The organism is Halovivax asiaticus JCM 14624, from assembly GCF_000337515.1.
Lineage (GTDB): Archaea > Halobacteriota > Halobacteria > Halobacteriales > Natrialbaceae > Halovivax > Halovivax asiaticus.
This window is the reverse complement of the sequence record NZ_AOIQ01000016.1, coordinates 70,320-87,382: the sequence shown is the minus strand read 5'-3', so window position 1 is coordinate 87,382 and position 17,063 is coordinate 70,320. Positions and strand designations below refer to the sequence as shown.

Here is a 17,063-nt window from a genome sequence, read left to right as displayed (position 1 = left end):
CCGTGATCGCTGCCGCCGTCTCCGGCCACTCGCTCTCGGGTTGGCCCTCGAGCCAGTTGAAGAAGCCGTCGTACCACCACTGTCCCATCAGCGGCGGGGCGCCGAAGGCGTACTCGAACCCCTGCTCGAACGAGGCCATGTGTCCGCCCATCGAGACGTACACCATGTCGTTCTGATCGGCCACCTGCATCTGGCCCGCCGCGGTACTCCCGGGGTAGCCCCCGAGCAGCAGATCCACGCCCTCGCGGGTGATCAGCCGGTTCAACTGCGAGACGCCTTCGGAGGCCTCCGACTGGTCGTCCTCGATGACGAGGTCGACTTCGCGACCGAGGAGGCCCCCGTCGTCGTTGACGTCCGACGCCCACTGTCGGTAGCCGTCTTCGATGTACGTCGCCGTGTCGGCGTACGCCCCCGAGAGTGGGAGCGTTCCACCGATGACGATCGCGTCACCATCACCACCACCGCCGAGAATGCTGTCCATACAACCGGCGAACGCCCCCGTCGCCCCGACGGCCGATGCCTGGAGGAAGCGCCGTCGCGAATTCGTATCATGATCTCGACTGTTGTGCCCAGATACCATGGGGCAAGTATTGCGAGGACCAGTGCATAAAGCTACGTATGGACGAATGTGAGGACCTCATACACGTTCACACAAACCATATAGAATGTGACCTGTATATAATTATATCTGACAGTCAGCCGGTCCGGCCGCGCGAGGAAGAGACAGCGGGCCGACGTCGTATCGACGGGAATGAGCGATTGGCGGGTGCGAGGGATCGACGTTCACCACGAGCAACGAGAGGTGCCAACGGAGCCACTCCGTGGGTAGCGCTGGCGTCTACAGGCGAGACGACGGCCAGCCAGCGAAGCGGCAACCGGGACCGGGTAGCGCGCCAGATTCAAGGGGTGACCGGCTAGAGAGGCGCCATGCGCCTGACCGTCAACCTCGACGACGAGACCAGCGAGCGACTCGAGGGGCTCTCGGCGGCCGAGGGCGTGTCCAAATCGCAGATCGTTCGTGACGCGATCGGCCACTACGATCGGCTCCAGCGGGAGTGGGAGCAGGTCGAAGAGGAACGCCTGCAGTGGTACGTCCGACTGCTCGCCAGTTCCGAACACATCATCTTAGACGTCGACCACCTCGACACCCTGTTAGACGCCGTCGAGGACCCGGAAGCGCTCGTCCCCACGTGGCGCGACATCGGCCGACGCCACGGTATCGAGTGGGGCAGCCAGTTCGACTCGCTCGAGAAGAAGCTGCGAGTACTCGAGTACTGCAACCTCTTTCGAATCACCGCGCTCGACGACGAACAGTTCGCCCTGACGTTCAACAACGAGACCGAAGCCACCCTCATCGCCGCGTTCATCGAGGGCGAGTGCGAGGAACTCGGCTTCGACATCGACATCCGCCAGATCGATCGAAAACTCGTCGTGACCGATCGGACGGGATAGGCAGACTGGAGGAGTACCGTCTTCACGCCTCGGGTCGGGGCATCGACTCGATCTCGCGAATCCGGTCGGTTTTCTCGACGGACTCGTACTGACGCCGCCAGGCGTCTTCGGGGAACAGCCCGTTGCGATCGAAGAGATCGCGTGCTGCCTCGGTGAGTTCGTAGAACTTGTACGGGTAATCGCGCAGTCGTTCGCCGGGATCGATCTCGCGTTCGCGGACGACGCCGACGTCCAGCAGGGTGTGGAGATGCCGACGGATGGCGTCCTCGGAAAGCGGCGGGTTCATGTAGTCGAGTTCCTCGACGGTCGGCATTCCCGACGGATGGCCCACGATGTCCGCCAGGATGTCGGCCCGCTTCCGGTCCGTCGCCTTCTGTAACGCGCGCCAGGCGTCGAACGATCCAGGGGAGGCGTTGGGCGACGGGTTGGCGCCGTCGGCCGGCGGCGACTCTGGCTTCATACGCACCCGTTGGACCGCAGTCACCTTAAAACCAGTTGACTCTCACTGAGGCTGGTTGCGCAAATAGTCCCACAATTAGTCTAACTGATTGACCCCACCGGTCCCGGCCCCGTCGATGCTGTTGGGTTCCGGCGGACGTCACGCGGACCGAATGACTCATGGCGTAGTAATTACCACCATCGTTCGATGGACGACGGCGCGGACGTGAGCGGATCCAACACGCCGACGAGAGCCGATATTCCGGACGGAGAGACGATTCTAGAGGGGATATCGGCCATCCAACTCACCCCAGCCGAACACCAGCGGGTCAAGGATCTCGTCCACGGACCCCTGCTGAACCGAATCGAGCGTCACGACCGCCGCTATCTGGTCGTCGGTGCGGGCGGCGAGGTCGGTGCCGCGACCCGCCGCTCGATCGTCTACGACGACCTCGACGGGCGGACAGATCCGCTGGCGACGGCCATCCGCCTCGAGGACTTCGAACTCACTCCGGAGGAGATCCGGCTCTGGACGCGAGTCTTCGACATCCTCTGCGGACTCGCGACCCACATCGTCGCCGTGCTGGAAGACTTCGACGGCGGCTACGTCTGGGAACTCGGCCTGCTGTTCGCCCCGGCGTATCGCGAGAAGGCGTGGGTGCTGAAACGACTGTACGACGATCCCGAGCGGGAGCGTTCCCGCTTCGACAACGGCATGGCCGCCTCGCACGTCGAGGCGCTCCTGACCGGAGAGCGAGCGCACGAGTGGACGACGGTGGACGAGCTGCGAGCCGCCGTCGACGAGATTCCGTGACGACTGGAGCCGCCTAAACGGGGCCGATCGATCAGTTCGCTACTCGATCAGATCCTGATCGAGCGGGTCTTCGATGTCGCCCGTGATCGCCTCCAGCAGATCGGTCACCGTGACGAGACCGACGACGTCGCCATCCTCGATGACGAGCGCCAGTTCTTGGCCCTCGGTCTGGAACTGGTCGATGGCGTCGCTGACGTCGGTATCGGGCGACAGCGTCATCGGCGGTGCGGCGAGTTCCGCAAAATCGACGTCCCCGCTCGCGAGTTCCTCGCGGTGGCGGGTAAAGATCGGGAAGTAGACGATGCCCCGGAAGTCCGTCAGGTCCTCGCCGACCAGCGGGTATCGGGTCTGGGGCCGGTCTTCCATCCGCTTCGCGTTGTCAGCGAAGTCGGCCTCCGTCGAGAGCGCGACGATCTCGTCGGGCGGGACCATCACGTCACGGACCGGCTGCTCGCCGACCGCCAGTGCGTTCATCACCTCCTCACGACGGTCGTCGGGAAGCTCCCCCTGTTCGAGGACGTCACCGAGCCGGTTTCTGAGGTCGGCTCGAGATTCGATCACATCCGCTTCGGTCTCGGTCCACGCGCCCGTCATCTCGACGCCGAAGAGTCGCAGCGTCGACTTGGCCACCCAGTCGCCGAAGACGATAAACGGCTTGATGGCGACGGCGAACCAGTAGAGCGGACCCGCGTACCGGGCGACCTGTTTCGAGCGTTCGACGCCGAGGTACGTGGGCGTCTGCTCGCCGTGGGTCAGGTGGACCATATTGATCAGGAAGAACGCGAGCAGCGACCCGGCGCCGGCCGACGCCAGCGCCGTGTTCTGGAATATCGGCTCGAAGACGGCCGCGAGTCCCGGCTCGGCGACGATCCCCAGCGCGATCGACGTCCCGGAGATCCAGATCTGGCAGGTCGTCAGGTACAGTTCCAGATCGTCGGTCATCTTCCACGCCCGTCGCAACTTCGGATCGGCGTCGAACTCCGCCTTCGAGAACTGTCGCGTCCGCGTCAGCGCGAACTCGACCGCGACGAAGTAGGCGTTGATCAGGATGAGTCCGACACCGGCGAGAATGCGCGCGGTGATCTCGATCGATTCCATCGCCGACCAGTAGTAACGGACGGACTAAAGTAGTGATGAAATTCCACGTCGTGAGCACCCCACGAGTCAGCGCGACGCAGCCGCGATCAGAACTCGAGTGGTTCCATCTCGTGGACCGCACAGCCGAACTCCTCGGCCATCGTTTCGTGGACCTCCGGCTTCGCGGTGAGGTAGATGATCTGCCAGCCGTCCGCAACCAGATCCTGGAGCGTCTCGAATCCGTTCCGTAGTCGGGTTCGATCCGCGGCGAGGAACGGATCGTCGAGCAGCAGAAAGCCAGACTGACCGCCGAGCACCTGCCCCGCGAGCGAGAGACGAGCAGCGAAGTACAACTGATCGCGGGTGCCCTGGCTCAACTGGGCGGGCGCGAGTGTCCCGCCATCAGATCGATGGACCGCCAGCGAGCCGGCGTCCGGGTCGTACTCGACGGCGGTGTAGCGCCCGTCCGTCAGGTGGGCGAAGGTCGCAGACGCCGGCCCGTCGGGAGAGAAGAGCGTCGCAGCCTTTCGTTCCTCGGCGTCGCGGATTTCGTCGACGATTCGAATCGCTTTCCGAGAGATCTCGGCGTTCTCCGCGATCGTCTCGGACGCGTCCCGTAACTCGGCTTCGAGGTCACGAAGACCGCCGAGCGTTCGAGCCCGCAGCGACGGCGTCGTCTCGACGAACGGCGGGATCGAGAGGTCGGCAACCCGGTGCTCGAACGCGTCGAGCCGGTCGCGGTGGTCGGCGAGGTCCGCCTCGACGGCTTCGAGGTCGGCGTCGAGGTCGGCCAACTGCGTTTTCAGGCGCTCCAGTTCGGCCTCGTCGTACCGAGCGGCGTCGACACCGTCGGCGTCCACCGCGGCTCGCCGCTCCGCGAGTGCCGATTCCCAGCGTGTGATCTTTCCGTCGGGGTCCGTCGCGTCCGGCTCGCCGAGGTCACGCGATAAGACCGTTGCCGCTTTCGATCGGCCGGTTTTTGCCGTTTCCAGCTGTTCGAGGCACGTCTCGTAGGCGTCGATCGAGTCGACGCCGGCGTCGGCCAGCGTCGTCCGTACCGCCTCGCGTCGGCGCTCACGTTCATCGACGGCGGCGCGGCGATCGGCTTCGAGTTCGTCGACGCGGTCGGCCGTCTGGGTGACGCGTTCGTCGAGTTCGCGAACGCGCGCCTGGAGTCCATCGAGTCGATCCCGGTAGGCCCGGCTACGAACCGGTATCTCCTCGACCGAGTCGACGTCGAACCCGGCGTCGCGCGCCGTCTCCAGAAGCTCACGCTCGCGCTGGTCGGCCGCGACAGCACGGTTCGCCAGCCGGTGGTGGGACAACCACGCCAGCACGGCGACAGCGAACGCCACGAGAGCGATCGCCCAGGCCAGAAGCGCGGGGAGGGCGACGCTACCCCGCGCCACGAGCGCACCCGCCCCACCGGCGACACCGGCCCCGACGAGCCCCGCCACCGTCAACTGTCGGCGGTGGGTGAGTCGCGATTCCAGCATCGCGTCGCCATCCGTCGCCGGTTCCCGCGTCCGCTCCCGGTACGATTCCATGGCCCGTTCGAGGCGGGAAACCGCGTCGTCGCGCTGGGCGAGTTCGGCGTAGCGTTCGCGTTTTGTCTCCAGGGCCGACCGATGTCGTTCCAGTGCCGTCCGCTTTCGGTCGAGTGCGTCGTCGAGCTCGTCGATCCGTTCGCGAGCGTGATCGAGATCCACGTCCAGTTCGCGGAGCCGTTGCAGCGTTTCGCGATCCACGGTAGCCGATTGGAGCGTCTCCGACGCCGTCCGGTAGGCCGTCAGATTCGCTTCGGCCTCCGCGAGTTCGACGAGGTCCCGCGCCGTTTCCTGCGTCGCGAGGGCGGCCGCGACCGCTCGGCGCTCGCTCAGGAGCGACCGGCGCTGCCGAGCCAGTTCGTCGATCCCCTCTCTCGTCGCGGCCGCCACGTAGTCTTCGACGTCGGCGGCGAGCGCGTCGACGGCCGCCTTCGCGTCCTTCGTGTCGTACTCGCGATTCGCCAGATTCAATCGGGCCTCGGTCAGCCGGCCCTCCTCGACCAGTCCATCCCGAATCGTCTCGAGTTCCGTGGTGTGGACGTCGCCGAGGTGCTCGACCAGCGAGGTGTAGTAGTCGGACGTCTCGGGAAGGGCGAGATCGCTGTCACGGATGACGAACAACGAGGAGAGGTGGGCTGGATCGATCCGCGAGACGTCACCGAGCGCCGTCCCGTTACCGAGTTCGTGGCGCTCGGTGCCGTCGTCCAGAACGACGCGACCGACCGGCTCGCTGGCGACTCGCGGCCCCGGCTCCAGCTGGTCGGCGACGGCCGGGTCCAGCAACTGGAGCAGCGCCTCGAGAAAGAGCGTCTTGCCGGATTCGTTCGAGCCAGCCACGATCGTGAGCCCGTCGTCGCAGGGCGGCTCGCAGCCGGCCAGTGGGCCGTACCGATCGACGGCCGTGCGCGTCAACCGCATCGTCACTCCCTCCGCCGACCGGCGAGGGCTCGACTCGCGACCCGGAGGGTCCGCGTCCGGACCGAGGCTTTCGTCTCGTCGTCCCAGTCGGTTTCCGCCAGGCGGTCCTCGAAGTCACGCATTACCGGGTGGGCGGTGACGTGGGACGCGTCGATCGTCTCGTTTCGAATCCAGCCGGGATCGGCCACGTCGTGCAGTCGGTCGGCGAAGTCGGATTCGCCCACCTCGACGACGCCGTCGACGACGATCGACGGCTCCGCAGTCGGCGTGACGGTCGTCTCGACCCACTCGGCGAGTTCCGCCAGCACGGCGTCCTCGGTTCCCGGCGTGACGGTCACGCGTTTCGCCAGGTGGTGATAGGTTTCGATCGGTTCGAACGCCAGCCCCACAGCCGCCTCGAGGCGGACGACCCGTCGCCGGCCGGTTTCAGACGTCCGCGTCGACGCCGGCGTCCCCGGATAGGCGAACTCGGCGCCCGTCTCGAACTGCAGGTGGTGGGGACCGTGGTAGTGGCCGGCCAGATAATAGTCAAATCCGAGGTCCGCGAGCAGGGCCTCGGTCACGGGGAAGTAACGATAGACCCCTTCGTCGCCGGCCTCCGCGTCGATCGGGGCGTCGAGACTGCCGTGGAAGAGGAGGACGTCCGTGCCGCCGAACGACGGCCGATCCTCGAGTGCCAGCACCAACTCGTCGGTCACCGACTCGCGGTAGGGAATCGCAACGATCCGAAACTCGCCGTCGGGGCTGATCCAGGTGCCATAGTGATCTTCGTCCGCAATCACGGTACACGAATCGCCGAAGAAGAGGTCCCCGCGAAACGCCTCGACGTCGTGGTTCCCGGGGATGCAGACGATCTCGAAGGCACGATCGCTGAAGAACTGGTTCCGGAGCTCGCTGCGGAACTCGTCGACGTCCTCGGGACGATCGAAGAGGTCGCCACCGATCGTCAAGACATCCGCATCACGGGCCTCGGCGACCGAGAGGACGGCCTCAAGTGCATCCAACCGCTCCGGCGCATCAACCCGAAGGTGGACGTCGGCCGTGTGGACGAGCCGGGTCACGAGCGGCCCCCGCGGTTCCCGCCCCCCAGCGCGGTCGCCATCGCGGGTCGACGGATCGCGTCCGCTCCGACCGGGTGAGACCCAATCGTCCTCCCCGAGCACGTGACCGTCCTGCGTGCGTTCACGGCTCTAACGTATCCGATCCGGTGAAAGTATAGATTGTGGTGTGGCGAGCGACGTTGATCCGAACGCGACACGGTCAGCGCTGACTGCACACTGGGTCGCTGATCGAGTTCGAGAGAAACAGTCGAGTACGCGGCGGTCAAATGAGGAAGCATGCCCACCTACCAGACGTCATCCGTGATCGACGCGCCGTTCGACAGGGTGTGGGCGTTCTACGACGACGCCGAGGGGCTCGAAGTCCTCACGCCGGACTGGCTCGGGCTTGCCCGTCCAACCATCGTCGGGCCCGACGGCGAGCCGGAGCCGGACGCCTTTCGGCCGGGAACCAAGATACGACTCGAATTGAAGCCGCTCGGCCTGTCCGGGCTCCCCGGTTCCGAGTGGGTCGTCGAGATCGTCGAGCGAGAGGTCGACGACGACCGCGCCCGCTTCGTCGACGAACAGGTCATCGGTCGCGGGCCGTTCCGATCCTGGCGCCACACCCACCGCTTCGTCAACCTCGGCGGCGAGACGCTGCTGGTCGATCGGATCGACTACCGACTCCCGCGCGCAGGCGATCTGGCGCTCGCGACGCCCGCCCTTGCAGCGCTTTTGTGGTATCGACACCGGCGAACGCGGCAGTTGCTCGAAGCCGACCAGGCTGCGGGCACCGGGCGCTGAACAGGCGTGGACGCCGAACGAGCCCGGACGAACCGCCGTCGCGCTCACCTGACCCTGGTCGGGCGGACGCTCGGGACGGCCCACAGTAACCGACGCCACTTCCGACGAGCCTTTCCGGATCGACGGCCTCGGTCGTGTACGAACGCGAAATCGTCGGCGATGCCACCAATCTCGGCACCGCCGACGGGAGATTGCGATGACAGGAAAAGACCACTACTACAACAAGGCGAAACAGGAGGGCTATCGGGCCCGCTCGGCCTACAAGCTCCAGCAGCTAGACGACCTCGAGGGACTCATCGACCGCGGCGACACCGTCCTCGACCTCGGCGCGGCGCCGGGCGGCTGGCTGCAGGTCGCCGCCGAGCGCGTCGGCCCCGAGGGGACCGTCATCGGCGTCGACTTCCAGCGGATCGACGGGTTCGACGACGAGATCGACGACCGGATCGAGACGCTTCGGGGCGACGTCACCGAAACGAAGACGCTCGATCGGATTCGGCGCGCTGCCGGCGCGTCCGATGGCGAGTCGAACGGCGAACGCGGCGGCGCCGTCGACGTCGTCCTCTCGGACATGGCGCCGAACGTCACCGGTGAGTACTCGCTGGATCAGGCTCGTTCGCTGCACCTCGCCCGCACCGCTTCCGAGGTCGCCCTCGAACTCCTCGAGACGGGCGGCACCTTCGCCGCCAAGGTCTTCGAGGGACCCGACGTCGACGACTTCCGGGCTGACCTCGAAGACGAGTTCCAGTACGTCCGCGCGACCGTGCCGAACGCGACCAGAGACGAGTCATCCGAACTGTACTTGCTCGGTATCGGTCGCCTGACCGCACCCGTCGCCGCCGGCGACGAACACGAAGTCGAGATCGTCGACACGGGCTCAGAAGGTGACGGGATCGCGACGGTCGAGGGGTTCAGACTGTTCGTTCCGGACGCCGAACCCGGTGAGACCGTCCGCGTCCGCGTCGACGACGTCAAACCGCACTTCGGCTTCGCAGAACGGGTCGACGACTGAGAGAGTCGGTCCGACCGCCTACTCCTCGTCTGCGAGTCGGCCGTGGCGCTGATCGATCTCGTCCAGAATATCCAGATTCTTCCGGATCGACGCCCGGATCGCGTCGCTTCGGTTGACGTACTTACCCTCGTCACCGACGTGGTCGTCCAGATCCGCGAGTAGCTCGCCCGGAATCTCGACGCTGATCTTCGGCATACCGGGCGTTCGAACCGGCCGGTTGTAAGTGTAGCCACCTCGGGCGCAGCCCTATTCGCCTGCGCCAGCGGCGTCCGCAGCCGGGTCGGGACCCGACTCCGTGGCAGTCGTCGCGCCGCCGCCACCGAACAGGCGACCGCCGGCCGTCAGCACGTACAACACGGCGAGACCGAGCAGGTACGTCAGCGAGAGCGGGATCGCGACGGCGAACATCTTCAGGATGCCGCTGGGGCTCGCGAACATCGCCACGACGAAGATGCCGACGACGGCCGGGCGCCAGCGACGGCGCATCGTCCGATAGGAGACGATGTTCCCGACGTGGAAGAGCACCATCGTGACCAGGACGTTGAACAGGAAGCCAACGCCGAGCGTGGTGTAGATCACGAGCCAGAAGAAGCTCTTCATCCGGTAGGAGACGACCATCTCGTTCGACAGCGCGTCGGTGATGAGATAAGAGATGATCGACGGGGCGATGTAGAAAAAGCCCAGGTAGGTGCCGGCGGCGAATCCGAGGAACAGGGACACGCCCCAGACTGCGAACGTCCGCCGGTCGCCGCGAGCCAAGCCGCGCTCTCTGATGGCCGGCCAGGCCCAGTAACAGACGAACGGGAGGATCGAGACGGCCGCCAGGATCGTACTGACCTTGACGATGAAGATCAGCACCTCGACGGGGTGGAGCGCGACCACGAAGCCCGAGTCCTGGAGGAGCTGGGTGAGCCCAGCCGACTCGTCGATCGTCGCGCCGTTGCTCTCGGCGACCTCCACCAGTAGCTCCCGGGGGACGCTGTCGACGAACTGCCGGAGGCTGCGCTTGATACCGCCGGCGTACAGCCAGAGGAACGAGCCAGCCAGCACGGCCATGAACAGCCCGACGACGTAGATGAGCTTCGACGTGAGGCTGTCGACGATGAACGCGAGGTCGTACGCGAACCCGCCGAGATCCTCCTCGGTCGTCTCCGATTCGGTGAACGGATCGAGCATGCCGGCAGCGGTACTGGCCAGCGGTGAGGAGTCGTCCTCGCCCTCGCTTCCGTCGACTGGGGCCCCCTCGGCCGGTTGCGTCCCAGCCACGCCCGGTGGCGCCTCCGCCGACGGCGTGTCCGCCTCGATGGCTGCGATCGAGTCGAACCGATCGATGATCGCCTGGGCTTTCTCGCGATCGTCGGCGTGCATCGCCTCGCGGGCGACGTTCATCATCTCGTCTTCGGACATCGACGAAAAGACCGGAGCCGGAACGCGCTCGATGTCGCTCGGGTCCAGGACGGTGAAGTCCACGTCGTCTGCGGTCTGGGCCGTCGCGAGGGCGCTTTCTCGCGGGTACACCGGCGTCCGAAGGACCTGGGCGGTCACGACCACGAGTGCGACGACGGCGACGCCGAGGGTCACAATCGCCGCGGCTCCCAGCAGCCCGGCGGTGCCGTGCTCGACGACGAGTTCGCCGAGTATCGTCGGCTCCGCCGGTTGCACCGCCGGCGGGAGTGCCGGAACGATAGTTTCTGCGACCCACGTCCGCGCACCAGCGGCGAGCGCGGCGGCAACGGCCAGAAAGACCCCGATCACGATCGCGAGCGACTGGCCGAGTCGGCGCTTGACGTGTCCGACGCCGCTCCCGATCTCCGCGGCCCCACGACGGCGGGTGTTCGCGACGAGTTTCGCCAGTCCGAGGCTGAACACGTAGAGGGCAACCAGCGGCAGCGCCCACATGAGTTGCGTGATCGGATCCGGCGGGGAGAAGAAGGCGCCAAAGACGGTGATGCCGACGATCGCGTGGCGCCACTTGTCCCGAAACGTCTCGTAGGAGACGATCTCGGTGTACGAAAGCGTCGCCATGAGCAGCGGGAGCTGGGCGGCGAGGCCGAACGAGATCGTCAGCAACGAGACGAACTCGGTGAACTCCGTGATCCCCCAGCTCGGCTTGACGCCGGCGTTGTACGCAATCTCGCCGAGGAAGAGGAACGTAAACGGAAAGAAGACGGTGAACGCGTAGACGATCCCGATCAGGAAGAGGACCATCGAGACCAGCCCGAACGCCACCAGCCACAGCCGGGAGATCGGGACGACGCTCGTAAAGCCGCGGTCCTGGAGGGAACCCCGTGCGTAGTACACCAGCGCCGGGACCGCGAAGACGATCCCGACGAGCAGGCCGATCTTGGCCTGCAAGAGGATGACCTCGAACGGCGTCCGGGTGATGAGTTCGGTCGCGACGGCCACGTCGCCCTCCATATTGGTCTTGGCCGTCTGTTCTAAGAAATCCCAGACCCAGATCCGCATCGCGTAGAACGTGCCGATGAAGCCGATGACGAAGAAGATAAAGACCTTCTGCAGGTGACGTCTGGCGGTCGAGACCATCGCCCCGACGGTCGCGCGGCCAGTGTTGATCGCCTGCGCCGTATCTTCGTCGACGACACCACTCATGAAGTGGCGGACACTACCTTTCTTCCAGTTATCAACCTTTCGAGTCAACCGACACGGGGGCTCGATGGCCGGCGTGCGATTCTCACCTCGATGGGTCCGCCGTAAGAAAAAGGCCTATAACCGACCCCGAGACAATCACACGTAGATGCCGGACGAGCGGGAGGAGTCGACGACGGCCGACCCCGACGAGCCGCGGGACCGCGACGCCGAGGCCCCGGAGGCCGACGACGGCTCCGTCGACACGAACGAATCGACCGGCGATTCCCAGTCGTCCGACGAGGGCGGGTCGAGCGACGAGTCCGAACGCGTGCCGGGGGAGGGCGGACTCACGTTCGAGGGGAGCCCCTCGCAAGACCGAAGCGACGCACCGCCCAAGCCCGAGAAACCAGACAAGGACTCCAGCGAGGACGGAGAAACCGCCGACGGCGACACGGAACCAACCGGTGATGAGCCCGAGCCGACGGGATCAACCGGCAGTTCGGGCGGCGCAACCGCCCCGGTACCGAGCGCCCAGGCCGAGCCCGTGACCGGCGGCTCTGAACGGACCGAGGAGGTCGGCGGGATCTCGACGCCGCCGGACGACGAGGAGATGCCGCTCGCGGATCACGTCGAGGAGATGATCTCTCGTCTCGCGATCGTCGTCCTCGTCGGGGCGGCGGCGACCGCCGTCGGCCTCCTCTGGGCGACCGGCGCCATCGGGATCATCTGGGCCGAGGCGATCCCGCAAGCCGAGGCGTGGCGGCCGCACCTCTACGGCCCCCTGGAACTCTGGCTAACCCGGATCAAGGTCGCCAGCCTGCTCGGAGTCATGGTCGCGCTCCCCGTGTTCGTCTACGAGACCTATCTCTTCATGCGCCCCGGTCTCTATCCGCACGAGCGCAAGTACTACCTCGCGGCGGTGCCGACAAGCGTCGTGCTGGCCGCGATCGGAATGCTGTTTTCCTACCTGCTCGTCCTGCCGGTCCTCTTCGAGTACTTCTCGTACTACTCGCGAGAGAGCGCCGCGATCAAGTACGGGCTCGGGCCAACCTTCGACCTGATCATCACGCTCACCGCCTTCCTGGCCGTCGTCTTCCAGATCCCGCTTTTCATCATGCTCGCGGTGATGATGGGCGTGACGACCCGGCGGTGGCTCGCCGACAAGCGCCTGTACTTCTGGGCAGCGTTCGCCGGCCTCGCCTTTACCTTCACGATTGACCCGAGTGGGATGGCCGCCGGCCTCGTCGCAATCACGATGATCGTCCTGTACGAGGGGACGCTGCTGGTGCTGAAGTGGGTCGGCGTCGACTGATCGGTTCGGCGCCACCGTCGACTCGTCTCTGAATAGCCCAACTGCCAGCGGCAGAACCATGGCGCACACTTACGGGAATCCTCGATGGATGCCGGTCATGGACGTGAAAGCCGCGCTCGACCGATCGGCGTCACGAACGCACCCCGACGAGCACGCGTCGTCGCGGACCGAACACGCCCTCGCGGCGAGCGCCCGTGGCTTGCAGGCCGGCTTCGTCGCCACGCTCATCATGACCGCGTTTCGCCTCCCGATCCTGCGGTCGCTCCCGCCCTCCGCGCACTTCTGGGCGGCGTACGTCGCCGGCGGCGACCCCGAAGACCACTCCGTCCCCGGCCTCGTCTTGCACCTCGGCTACGGAACGGTCGCCGGAGCGATCTTCGGCGGCCTGTTCGCGTTACAGGACGCCGAGGAGGCGATCGAGGCCGAACAGCGCGGCCTCCTCTGGGGATCAGTCTACGGGCTCGGCCTCTCCGCGTTCGGGACACAGGTGATGCTAAAAGAGATACTCGGGCTCGAACTCGAGGCCGACGAACTCGCCCTGTTCCACGCCGCCCACCTCGTCTACGGTATCTCCCTCGGCGCCTGGGTCGGCTCCCGGACGGAGGGCGTCGACGATCCCGACGCCTACGGATACGACGAGGCCTAACGACGGCGAGTGTACAGAAGATGGCGACACAGGAGCGACGCGGCGACGGGCTCAGACCACGTGCAGGACGGGACTACCGGTTTTCTGATCGCGGGTACCGGGCGCGGAACCACTCGATCGTTTGTGCCAGCCCGTCGGAGATGGAGACGGTCGGTTCGAAGTCGAGCCGCTCGCGGGCGCGGTCGATCGACCCCGCCGAGTGGCGAATGTCGCCGGGGCGCGCGTCGTCGTGGACGATCGACGACTCGGACGCAGAGAGCGCCCGAAGGCGCTCGGCCAGCCGACGAATCGAGATGGGATCCCCGGTCGCGACGTTGTAGGCCTCGCCGACGGCGTCGGTCGTCGCCGCCAGCAGATTCGCGCGGACGACGTCCGAGACGTGGACGAAGTCGCGCGTCTGCGCACCGTCGCCCTCGACCGTGATCGGCTCGTCTGCGAGCGCCTGCTCCGCGAAGACGCTGATCACGCCCGCATACTCGCCGGGTGGCTGGCCGGGGCCGTAGACGTTGAAGTAGCGCAACGCGACCGTCTCCAGTCCGTACAGGTCGTGATACAGTCGCGCGTAGTAGTCCGCAGCGAGTTTGTCGAGACCGTACGGTGAGGTCGGTCGCTTCGACGCCGGCTCGGCGATCGGCGTCGTCTCGGGTTGGCCGTACAGCGCCGCACTCGAGGCGAGTACCACCCGAGCGTCGTTCCGACGCGCCGCCTCGAGGACGGCGAGCGTCGACGCCGCGGTGACCTCGTGACTCGCCAGCGGTTCCTCGACCGATCGGGCGACGCTCACCATCGCCGCCTCGTGGAAGACGACGTCCGCCGCTTCGACGGCGCGTTCGAGGACGTCCCCGTCCCGTACGTCGGCCTCGACGAACATCGCCTCGGCCGGCACGTTCGACCGGTCGCCGGATGCGAGCGAATCGTAGACGGTGACGTCGGCGTCCGGTGTGAGCGCGTGGGCGATGTGCGAACCGATGAAGCCGGCCCCGCCGGTGACGAGCACGCGAGTGCCGTCCAGCTCGTGGGCGGGATACGTGACGAGATCGTGGGCACTCGAGCGCGGCGATTCGGCGCCTGGGCCAGCTGGGTGGCGGGACGACGAACACTCGTCCATAGCGGCGACTCGACGCGCCCCGATTTGAGTACGGACAGACTACGCGCCCATTTCGCCGCCCCTATCGCGCCGACGAGACAGTCTCGAGAGAAAGTGGTCGGCATCCAGAAGTAACGGCTCTTTTCCGGCAACTACCGCTCACGCGTTCCGGGTCAACCACCCCGCAGCCTCGAGTCAAGCGACGATGGACCGCCACCCGCGAACGACAGCTCACTCCCCGCTCTCGTTCGCTTCGGCCACGTCGAGCCACAGATGCACCGCGTACTCGGTGTCGGCCATCGAGGGTTCCGCTGGCGCGTCGCCGCCGGGGAACAGCAGCCAGACGATACGAACGTTCTCGCCGGTGAACGTCGGCGTCACCTCGTGTTCGTGGTGCCAGCTCTCGTTGTGCGAGAGTGTCGTCTGGAAGCGGTTTAGCTCGCGCTGGTCTGCCACGACGGCCGTGGCATTCGCCGAGCTGTTGCCCGTCGACCGTGTCACTGGCTCTCCCGTCGAACCGTTGACGAACTCGACTCGCTGTTCGACGAGCACGACGGTGTACTCGGTGCGTTCGTGCTCGTGATTGTCGACGCCGACGACGAGCGTTGCGGACTCGCCGCGGACGAGCTCCGACGGATAGCCGTCGGCGACGAGCTCGCCGTCCTCGTCCTCGGTGAGGTAGTAGATCGCCGAGAACTGCTCACCCTGGGGCGGTACGAGGATGGCGAAGCCGACGGCACCGACCGCGAGGACAACCGAGAGGGCCAGCGCGACGTTCAGCGCCGTGTCGACCCGCGTCTCCGGCTCGAACAGTTCGGTAGCCGCCGCGTCCACCCACTGACGGTAGGGTACTCGAAACCGCTCCTCGGGCGGCAGGTCCCACCGGCGCACCGCGGCGACGACCGTCGCTCCGATCGTAAAGCCCGTCACGGTGAGGACGATCGGCACCAGCCGGATGCCCCACGGCGTAAAGTTGAGCACCAGTCCGAGCAACGGGACGATGGCGATACTCAACCCGAACGAGAGGGCGACGCGCTCGATGCCGTCGATGCCTCGTACCGTGGGCGGGGTGCTCAGGAGGGACCGACCGGCGTCCGATTCCTCTGCCGTCCCATCCGAGCCCGCGTTCTCCGCATCCCGGTCCGTATCGGCCGCCGTCGAATCGGCGTCAGGAGCCACCCCATCGCCGGTCGGCGACTCGCCCGCCTCCGGAAACAACGCGGCAACGAACGTGTAGCCGGGCAAGAAGAGCACGAGGGCGAGTCCGAGGGGGATTCGTAGCGGCGTCTCGCGGATCAGCGGGGCGAGGGCGGCGACGTCGGCAGCGAGGACCAGGACGACCACCGCCGCCAGATCCGCCGGCAGCTCCCGGATCGGCCGGGGGACCATGAGCCGGAGCGTTCGGACGTCCATTTGCCACTGGCTATCCCGGTCGGCGGTAAAAGTCGGTCGGTACGCCGCTCGATCGCAACCCTGTCGATCGAGGGGGGAGAGATGACGCACTCAGTCGTCGCCAGGCGGGTTCCCTCTCAGTCGTCACTGGTTGGGTTCCCCTCGGTCGGTGCCGAGGTTGACCGGTCGGTGTCGCACAGCGCCTGTGCCGTCGAGAGCGTCCGTTCTGCGACCGAGCGGTCCACCGCGTCCGGACCGAACGCCGCCTGTTCGTATGCCGCCGTAAGCGAGCGGAGCTCGTCGGCGTCGTCGCTGCCGTACGGTTCGTCGGGCGCCACGACGAACGCCACCGTCTCGTCCGGATCGCTGGACTCGTACGCCGCGGCGTCGCGGACGATCGTCAGTTCGGTTCCGGGATCCGAATCGATCGACTCCCGAACGTCCGAGTTGCCGTCCCAGGTGGGGTTGTAGATCCCGAACGCCGACGCCGATGTCGCGCCGAGGACGAACAGGGCCGTGACGAGCGCGACGAACAGCGCCCCCAGTAGCGCGTACGGCCAGGCACCTCGCCGCAGACGAACCGGCCGACGACGCCCGAGGCGGGCGAATCGCCGTCGTTCGAACTCACCAGGGAAGCACCTCCGGCGGGAGTATCTCGACGATTCGCTTCGCCACCATTACGGCGAACCCGAACAGACCCAGCCCGATGAGCCAGCGGAGCCGACGGCGCCACGCCGGCGAGACCGACACCGGCGCCGTCAGTTCGGTGACGACGAGGAGCCCGATCAGCCCGCAGACGAACACGAGCTCGTAGGAGAGTGCGTCGAGGAGGACGAGGACGAGCGTGGTCCCGAGCAACCAGGCGAGGGTCCCGGTGACGAAGCGCATTCGCCGCTGCGTTGCCATCGGTTGCTGTCGGTCAGGCGTGACCGTAAACG

Annotated in this window: 17 protein-coding genes; 6 read left to right on the top strand and 11 right to left on the bottom strand. The window is 66.5% G+C overall.

What is annotated here, in order from left to right; translation table 11 throughout:
• Nucleotides 1-580: ABC transporter substrate-binding protein (locus C479_RS10245; protein WP_152415875.1), on the bottom strand; the 580-nt coding region annotated here is incomplete at its 3' end.
• A gap of 347 nt (nucleotides 581-927) precedes the next feature.
• On the opposite strand from C479_RS10245, the gene C479_RS10240 reads away from it, so the two are divergent.
• A complete protein-coding gene (locus C479_RS10240) occupies nucleotides 928-1,452 on the top strand; it encodes a ribbon-helix-helix protein, CopG family (protein WP_007701894.1) in 525 nt (174 codons plus the stop codon).
• Nucleotides 1,453-1,474: 22 nt separating this feature from the next.
• Here C479_RS10240 and C479_RS10235 read toward each other — a convergent pair whose 3' ends face one another.
• Nucleotides 1,475-1,912, bottom strand: coding sequence for a transcriptional regulator (locus C479_RS10235; RefSeq protein WP_007701892.1), 438 nt, complete (start codon nucleotides 1,910-1,912; stop codon nucleotides 1,475-1,477).
• 186 nt (nucleotides 1,913-2,098) lie between these two features.
• Here C479_RS10235 and C479_RS10230 point away from each other — a divergent pair, with 186 nt between their 5' ends.
• Nucleotides 2,099-2,704 (top strand): hypothetical protein, encoded by a 606-nt coding sequence (locus C479_RS10230; protein WP_007701890.1) that lies wholly within the window; start codon nucleotides 2,099-2,101, stop codon nucleotides 2,702-2,704.
• A 39-nt stretch (nucleotides 2,705-2,743) separates the two neighbouring features.
• Here C479_RS10230 and C479_RS10225 read toward each other — a convergent pair whose 3' ends face one another.
• From C479_RS10225 to C479_RS10215, 3 genes are all read right to left on the bottom strand, one after another.
• Nucleotides 2,744-3,802, bottom strand: a complete 1,059-nt coding sequence (locus C479_RS10225) for a CNNM domain-containing protein (protein WP_007701889.1) — start codon at nucleotides 3,800-3,802, stop codon at nucleotides 2,744-2,746.
• A gap of 86 nt (nucleotides 3,803-3,888) precedes the next feature.
• A complete protein-coding gene (locus C479_RS10220; protein ID WP_049907236.1) occupies nucleotides 3,889-6,246 on the bottom strand; it encodes an ATP-binding protein in 2,358 nt (785 codons plus the stop codon).
• Between the two features lie 2 nt (nucleotides 6,247-6,248).
• Nucleotides 6,249-7,307, bottom strand: a complete 1,059-nt coding sequence (locus C479_RS10215; protein ID WP_152415874.1) for a metallophosphoesterase family protein — start codon at nucleotides 7,305-7,307, stop codon at nucleotides 6,249-6,251.
• Nucleotides 7,308-7,583: 276 nt separating this feature from the next.
• Between C479_RS10215 and C479_RS10210 the strand changes: the two genes are divergently transcribed.
• Together C479_RS10210 and C479_RS10205 are read left to right on the top strand one after the other, a co-directional pair.
• Complete coding sequence (locus tag C479_RS10210; protein ID WP_007701884.1) at nucleotides 7,584-8,090, top strand: SRPBCC family protein; 507 nt, start codon at nucleotides 7,584-7,586, stop codon at nucleotides 8,088-8,090.
• 196 nt (nucleotides 8,091-8,286) lie between these two features.
• The gene (locus C479_RS10205) at nucleotides 8,287-9,099 is read left to right on the top strand and encodes a 23S rRNA (uridine(2552)-2'-O)-methyltransferase (RefSeq protein ID WP_007701882.1); all 813 of its coding nucleotides are present in this window, start codon (nucleotides 8,287-8,289) and stop codon (nucleotides 9,097-9,099) included.
• Between the two features lie 18 nt (nucleotides 9,100-9,117).
• Here the strand turns inward: C479_RS10205 and C479_RS10200 are convergent, their stop codons facing one another.
• Together C479_RS10200 and C479_RS10195 are read right to left on the bottom strand one after the other, a co-directional pair.
• On the bottom strand, nucleotides 9,118-9,294 hold the full coding sequence (locus tag C479_RS10200; RefSeq protein ID WP_007701880.1) for a ribbon-helix-helix domain-containing protein: 177 nt from the start codon (nucleotides 9,292-9,294) through the stop codon (nucleotides 9,118-9,120).
• A 51-nt stretch (nucleotides 9,295-9,345) separates the two neighbouring features.
• Nucleotides 9,346-11,709, bottom strand: a complete 2,364-nt coding sequence (locus tag C479_RS10195; RefSeq protein WP_007701875.1) for a twin-arginine translocase subunit TatC — start codon at nucleotides 11,707-11,709, stop codon at nucleotides 9,346-9,348.
• A 145-nt stretch (nucleotides 11,710-11,854) separates the two neighbouring features.
• Between C479_RS10195 and C479_RS10190 the strand changes: the two genes are divergently transcribed.
• On the top strand, nucleotides 11,855-13,000 hold the full coding sequence (locus C479_RS10190; protein ID WP_007701873.1) for a twin-arginine translocase subunit TatC: 1,146 nt from the start codon (nucleotides 11,855-11,857) through the stop codon (nucleotides 12,998-13,000).
• 97 nt (nucleotides 13,001-13,097) lie between these two features.
• Nucleotides 13,098-13,646 carry a hypothetical protein gene (locus C479_RS10185; protein WP_152415873.1) on the top strand — a complete coding sequence of 183 codons (549 nt, stop codon included), beginning with the start codon at nucleotides 13,098-13,100 and terminating at the stop codon, nucleotides 13,644-13,646.
• A gap of 73 nt (nucleotides 13,647-13,719) precedes the next feature.
• Here the strand turns inward: C479_RS10185 and C479_RS10180 are convergent, their stop codons facing one another.
• The 4 genes from C479_RS10180 to C479_RS10165 all read right to left on the bottom strand — a co-directional run bounded on the left by C479_RS10180 (nucleotide 13,720) and on the right by C479_RS10165 (nucleotide 17,031).
• Nucleotides 13,720-14,754 (bottom strand): NAD-dependent epimerase/dehydratase family protein, encoded by a 1,035-nt coding sequence (locus C479_RS10180; protein WP_007701868.1) that lies wholly within the window; start codon nucleotides 14,752-14,754, stop codon nucleotides 13,720-13,722.
• 210 nt (nucleotides 14,755-14,964) lie between these two features.
• Nucleotides 14,965-16,146: a DUF1616 domain-containing protein gene (locus C479_RS10175; RefSeq protein WP_007701865.1), complete on the bottom strand. Its 1,182-nt coding sequence runs from the start codon at nucleotides 16,144-16,146 to the stop codon at nucleotides 14,965-14,967.
• A 116-nt stretch (nucleotides 16,147-16,262) separates the two neighbouring features.
• Nucleotides 16,263-16,475: a hypothetical protein gene (locus tag C479_RS10170; protein ID WP_007701862.1), complete on the bottom strand. Its 213-nt coding sequence runs from the start codon at nucleotides 16,473-16,475 to the stop codon at nucleotides 16,263-16,265.
• Between the two features lie 274 nt (nucleotides 16,476-16,749).
• Nucleotides 16,750-17,031, bottom strand: coding sequence for a hypothetical protein (locus C479_RS10165; protein ID WP_049907235.1), 282 nt, complete (start codon nucleotides 17,029-17,031; stop codon nucleotides 16,750-16,752).
• Nucleotides 17,032-17,063: the final 32 nt, after the last annotated feature.

What these genes read in the sequence shown, in the direction of transcription:
- C479_RS10240 (WP_007701894.1), top strand. Translation starts at nt 928, where the DNA reads ATGCGCCTGACCGTCAACCTCGACGACGAGACCAGCGAGCGACTCGAG.
- C479_RS10235 (WP_007701892.1), bottom strand. Translation starts at nt 1,912, where the DNA reads ATGAAGCCAGAGTCGCCGCCGGCCGACGGCGCCAACCCGTCGCCCAAC.
- C479_RS10230 (WP_007701890.1), top strand. Translation starts at nt 2,099, where the DNA reads ATGGACGACGGCGCGGACGTGAGCGGATCCAACACGCCGACGAGAGCC.
- C479_RS10225 (WP_007701889.1), bottom strand. Translation starts at nt 3,802, where the DNA reads ATGGAATCGATCGAGATCACCGCGCGCATTCTCGCCGGTGTCGGACTC.
- C479_RS10220 (WP_049907236.1), bottom strand. Translation starts at nt 6,246, where the DNA reads ATGCGGTTGACGCGCACGGCCGTCGATCGGTACGGCCCACTGGCCGGC.
- C479_RS10210 (WP_007701884.1), top strand. Translation starts at nt 7,584, where the DNA reads ATGCCCACCTACCAGACGTCATCCGTGATCGACGCGCCGTTCGACAGG.
- C479_RS10205 (WP_007701882.1), top strand. Translation starts at nt 8,287, where the DNA reads ATGACAGGAAAAGACCACTACTACAACAAGGCGAAACAGGAGGGCTAT.
- C479_RS10200 (WP_007701880.1), bottom strand. Translation starts at nt 9,294, where the DNA reads ATGCCGAAGATCAGCGTCGAGATTCCGGGCGAGCTACTCGCGGATCTG.
- C479_RS10195 (WP_007701875.1), bottom strand. Translation starts at nt 11,709, where the DNA reads ATGAGTGGTGTCGTCGACGAAGATACGGCGCAGGCGATCAACACTGGC.
- C479_RS10190 (WP_007701873.1), top strand. Translation starts at nt 11,855, where the DNA reads ATGCCGGACGAGCGGGAGGAGTCGACGACGGCCGACCCCGACGAGCCG.
- C479_RS10185 (WP_152415873.1), top strand. Translation starts at nt 13,098, where the DNA reads ATGGACGTGAAAGCCGCGCTCGACCGATCGGCGTCACGAACGCACCCC.
- C479_RS10180 (WP_007701868.1), bottom strand. Translation starts at nt 14,754, where the DNA reads ATGGACGAGTGTTCGTCGTCCCGCCACCCAGCTGGCCCAGGCGCCGAA.
- C479_RS10175 (WP_007701865.1), bottom strand. Translation starts at nt 16,146, where the DNA reads ATGGACGTCCGAACGCTCCGGCTCATGGTCCCCCGGCCGATCCGGGAG.
- C479_RS10165 (WP_049907235.1), bottom strand. Translation starts at nt 17,031, where the DNA reads ATGGCAACGCAGCGGCGAATGCGCTTCGTCACCGGGACCCTCGCCTGG.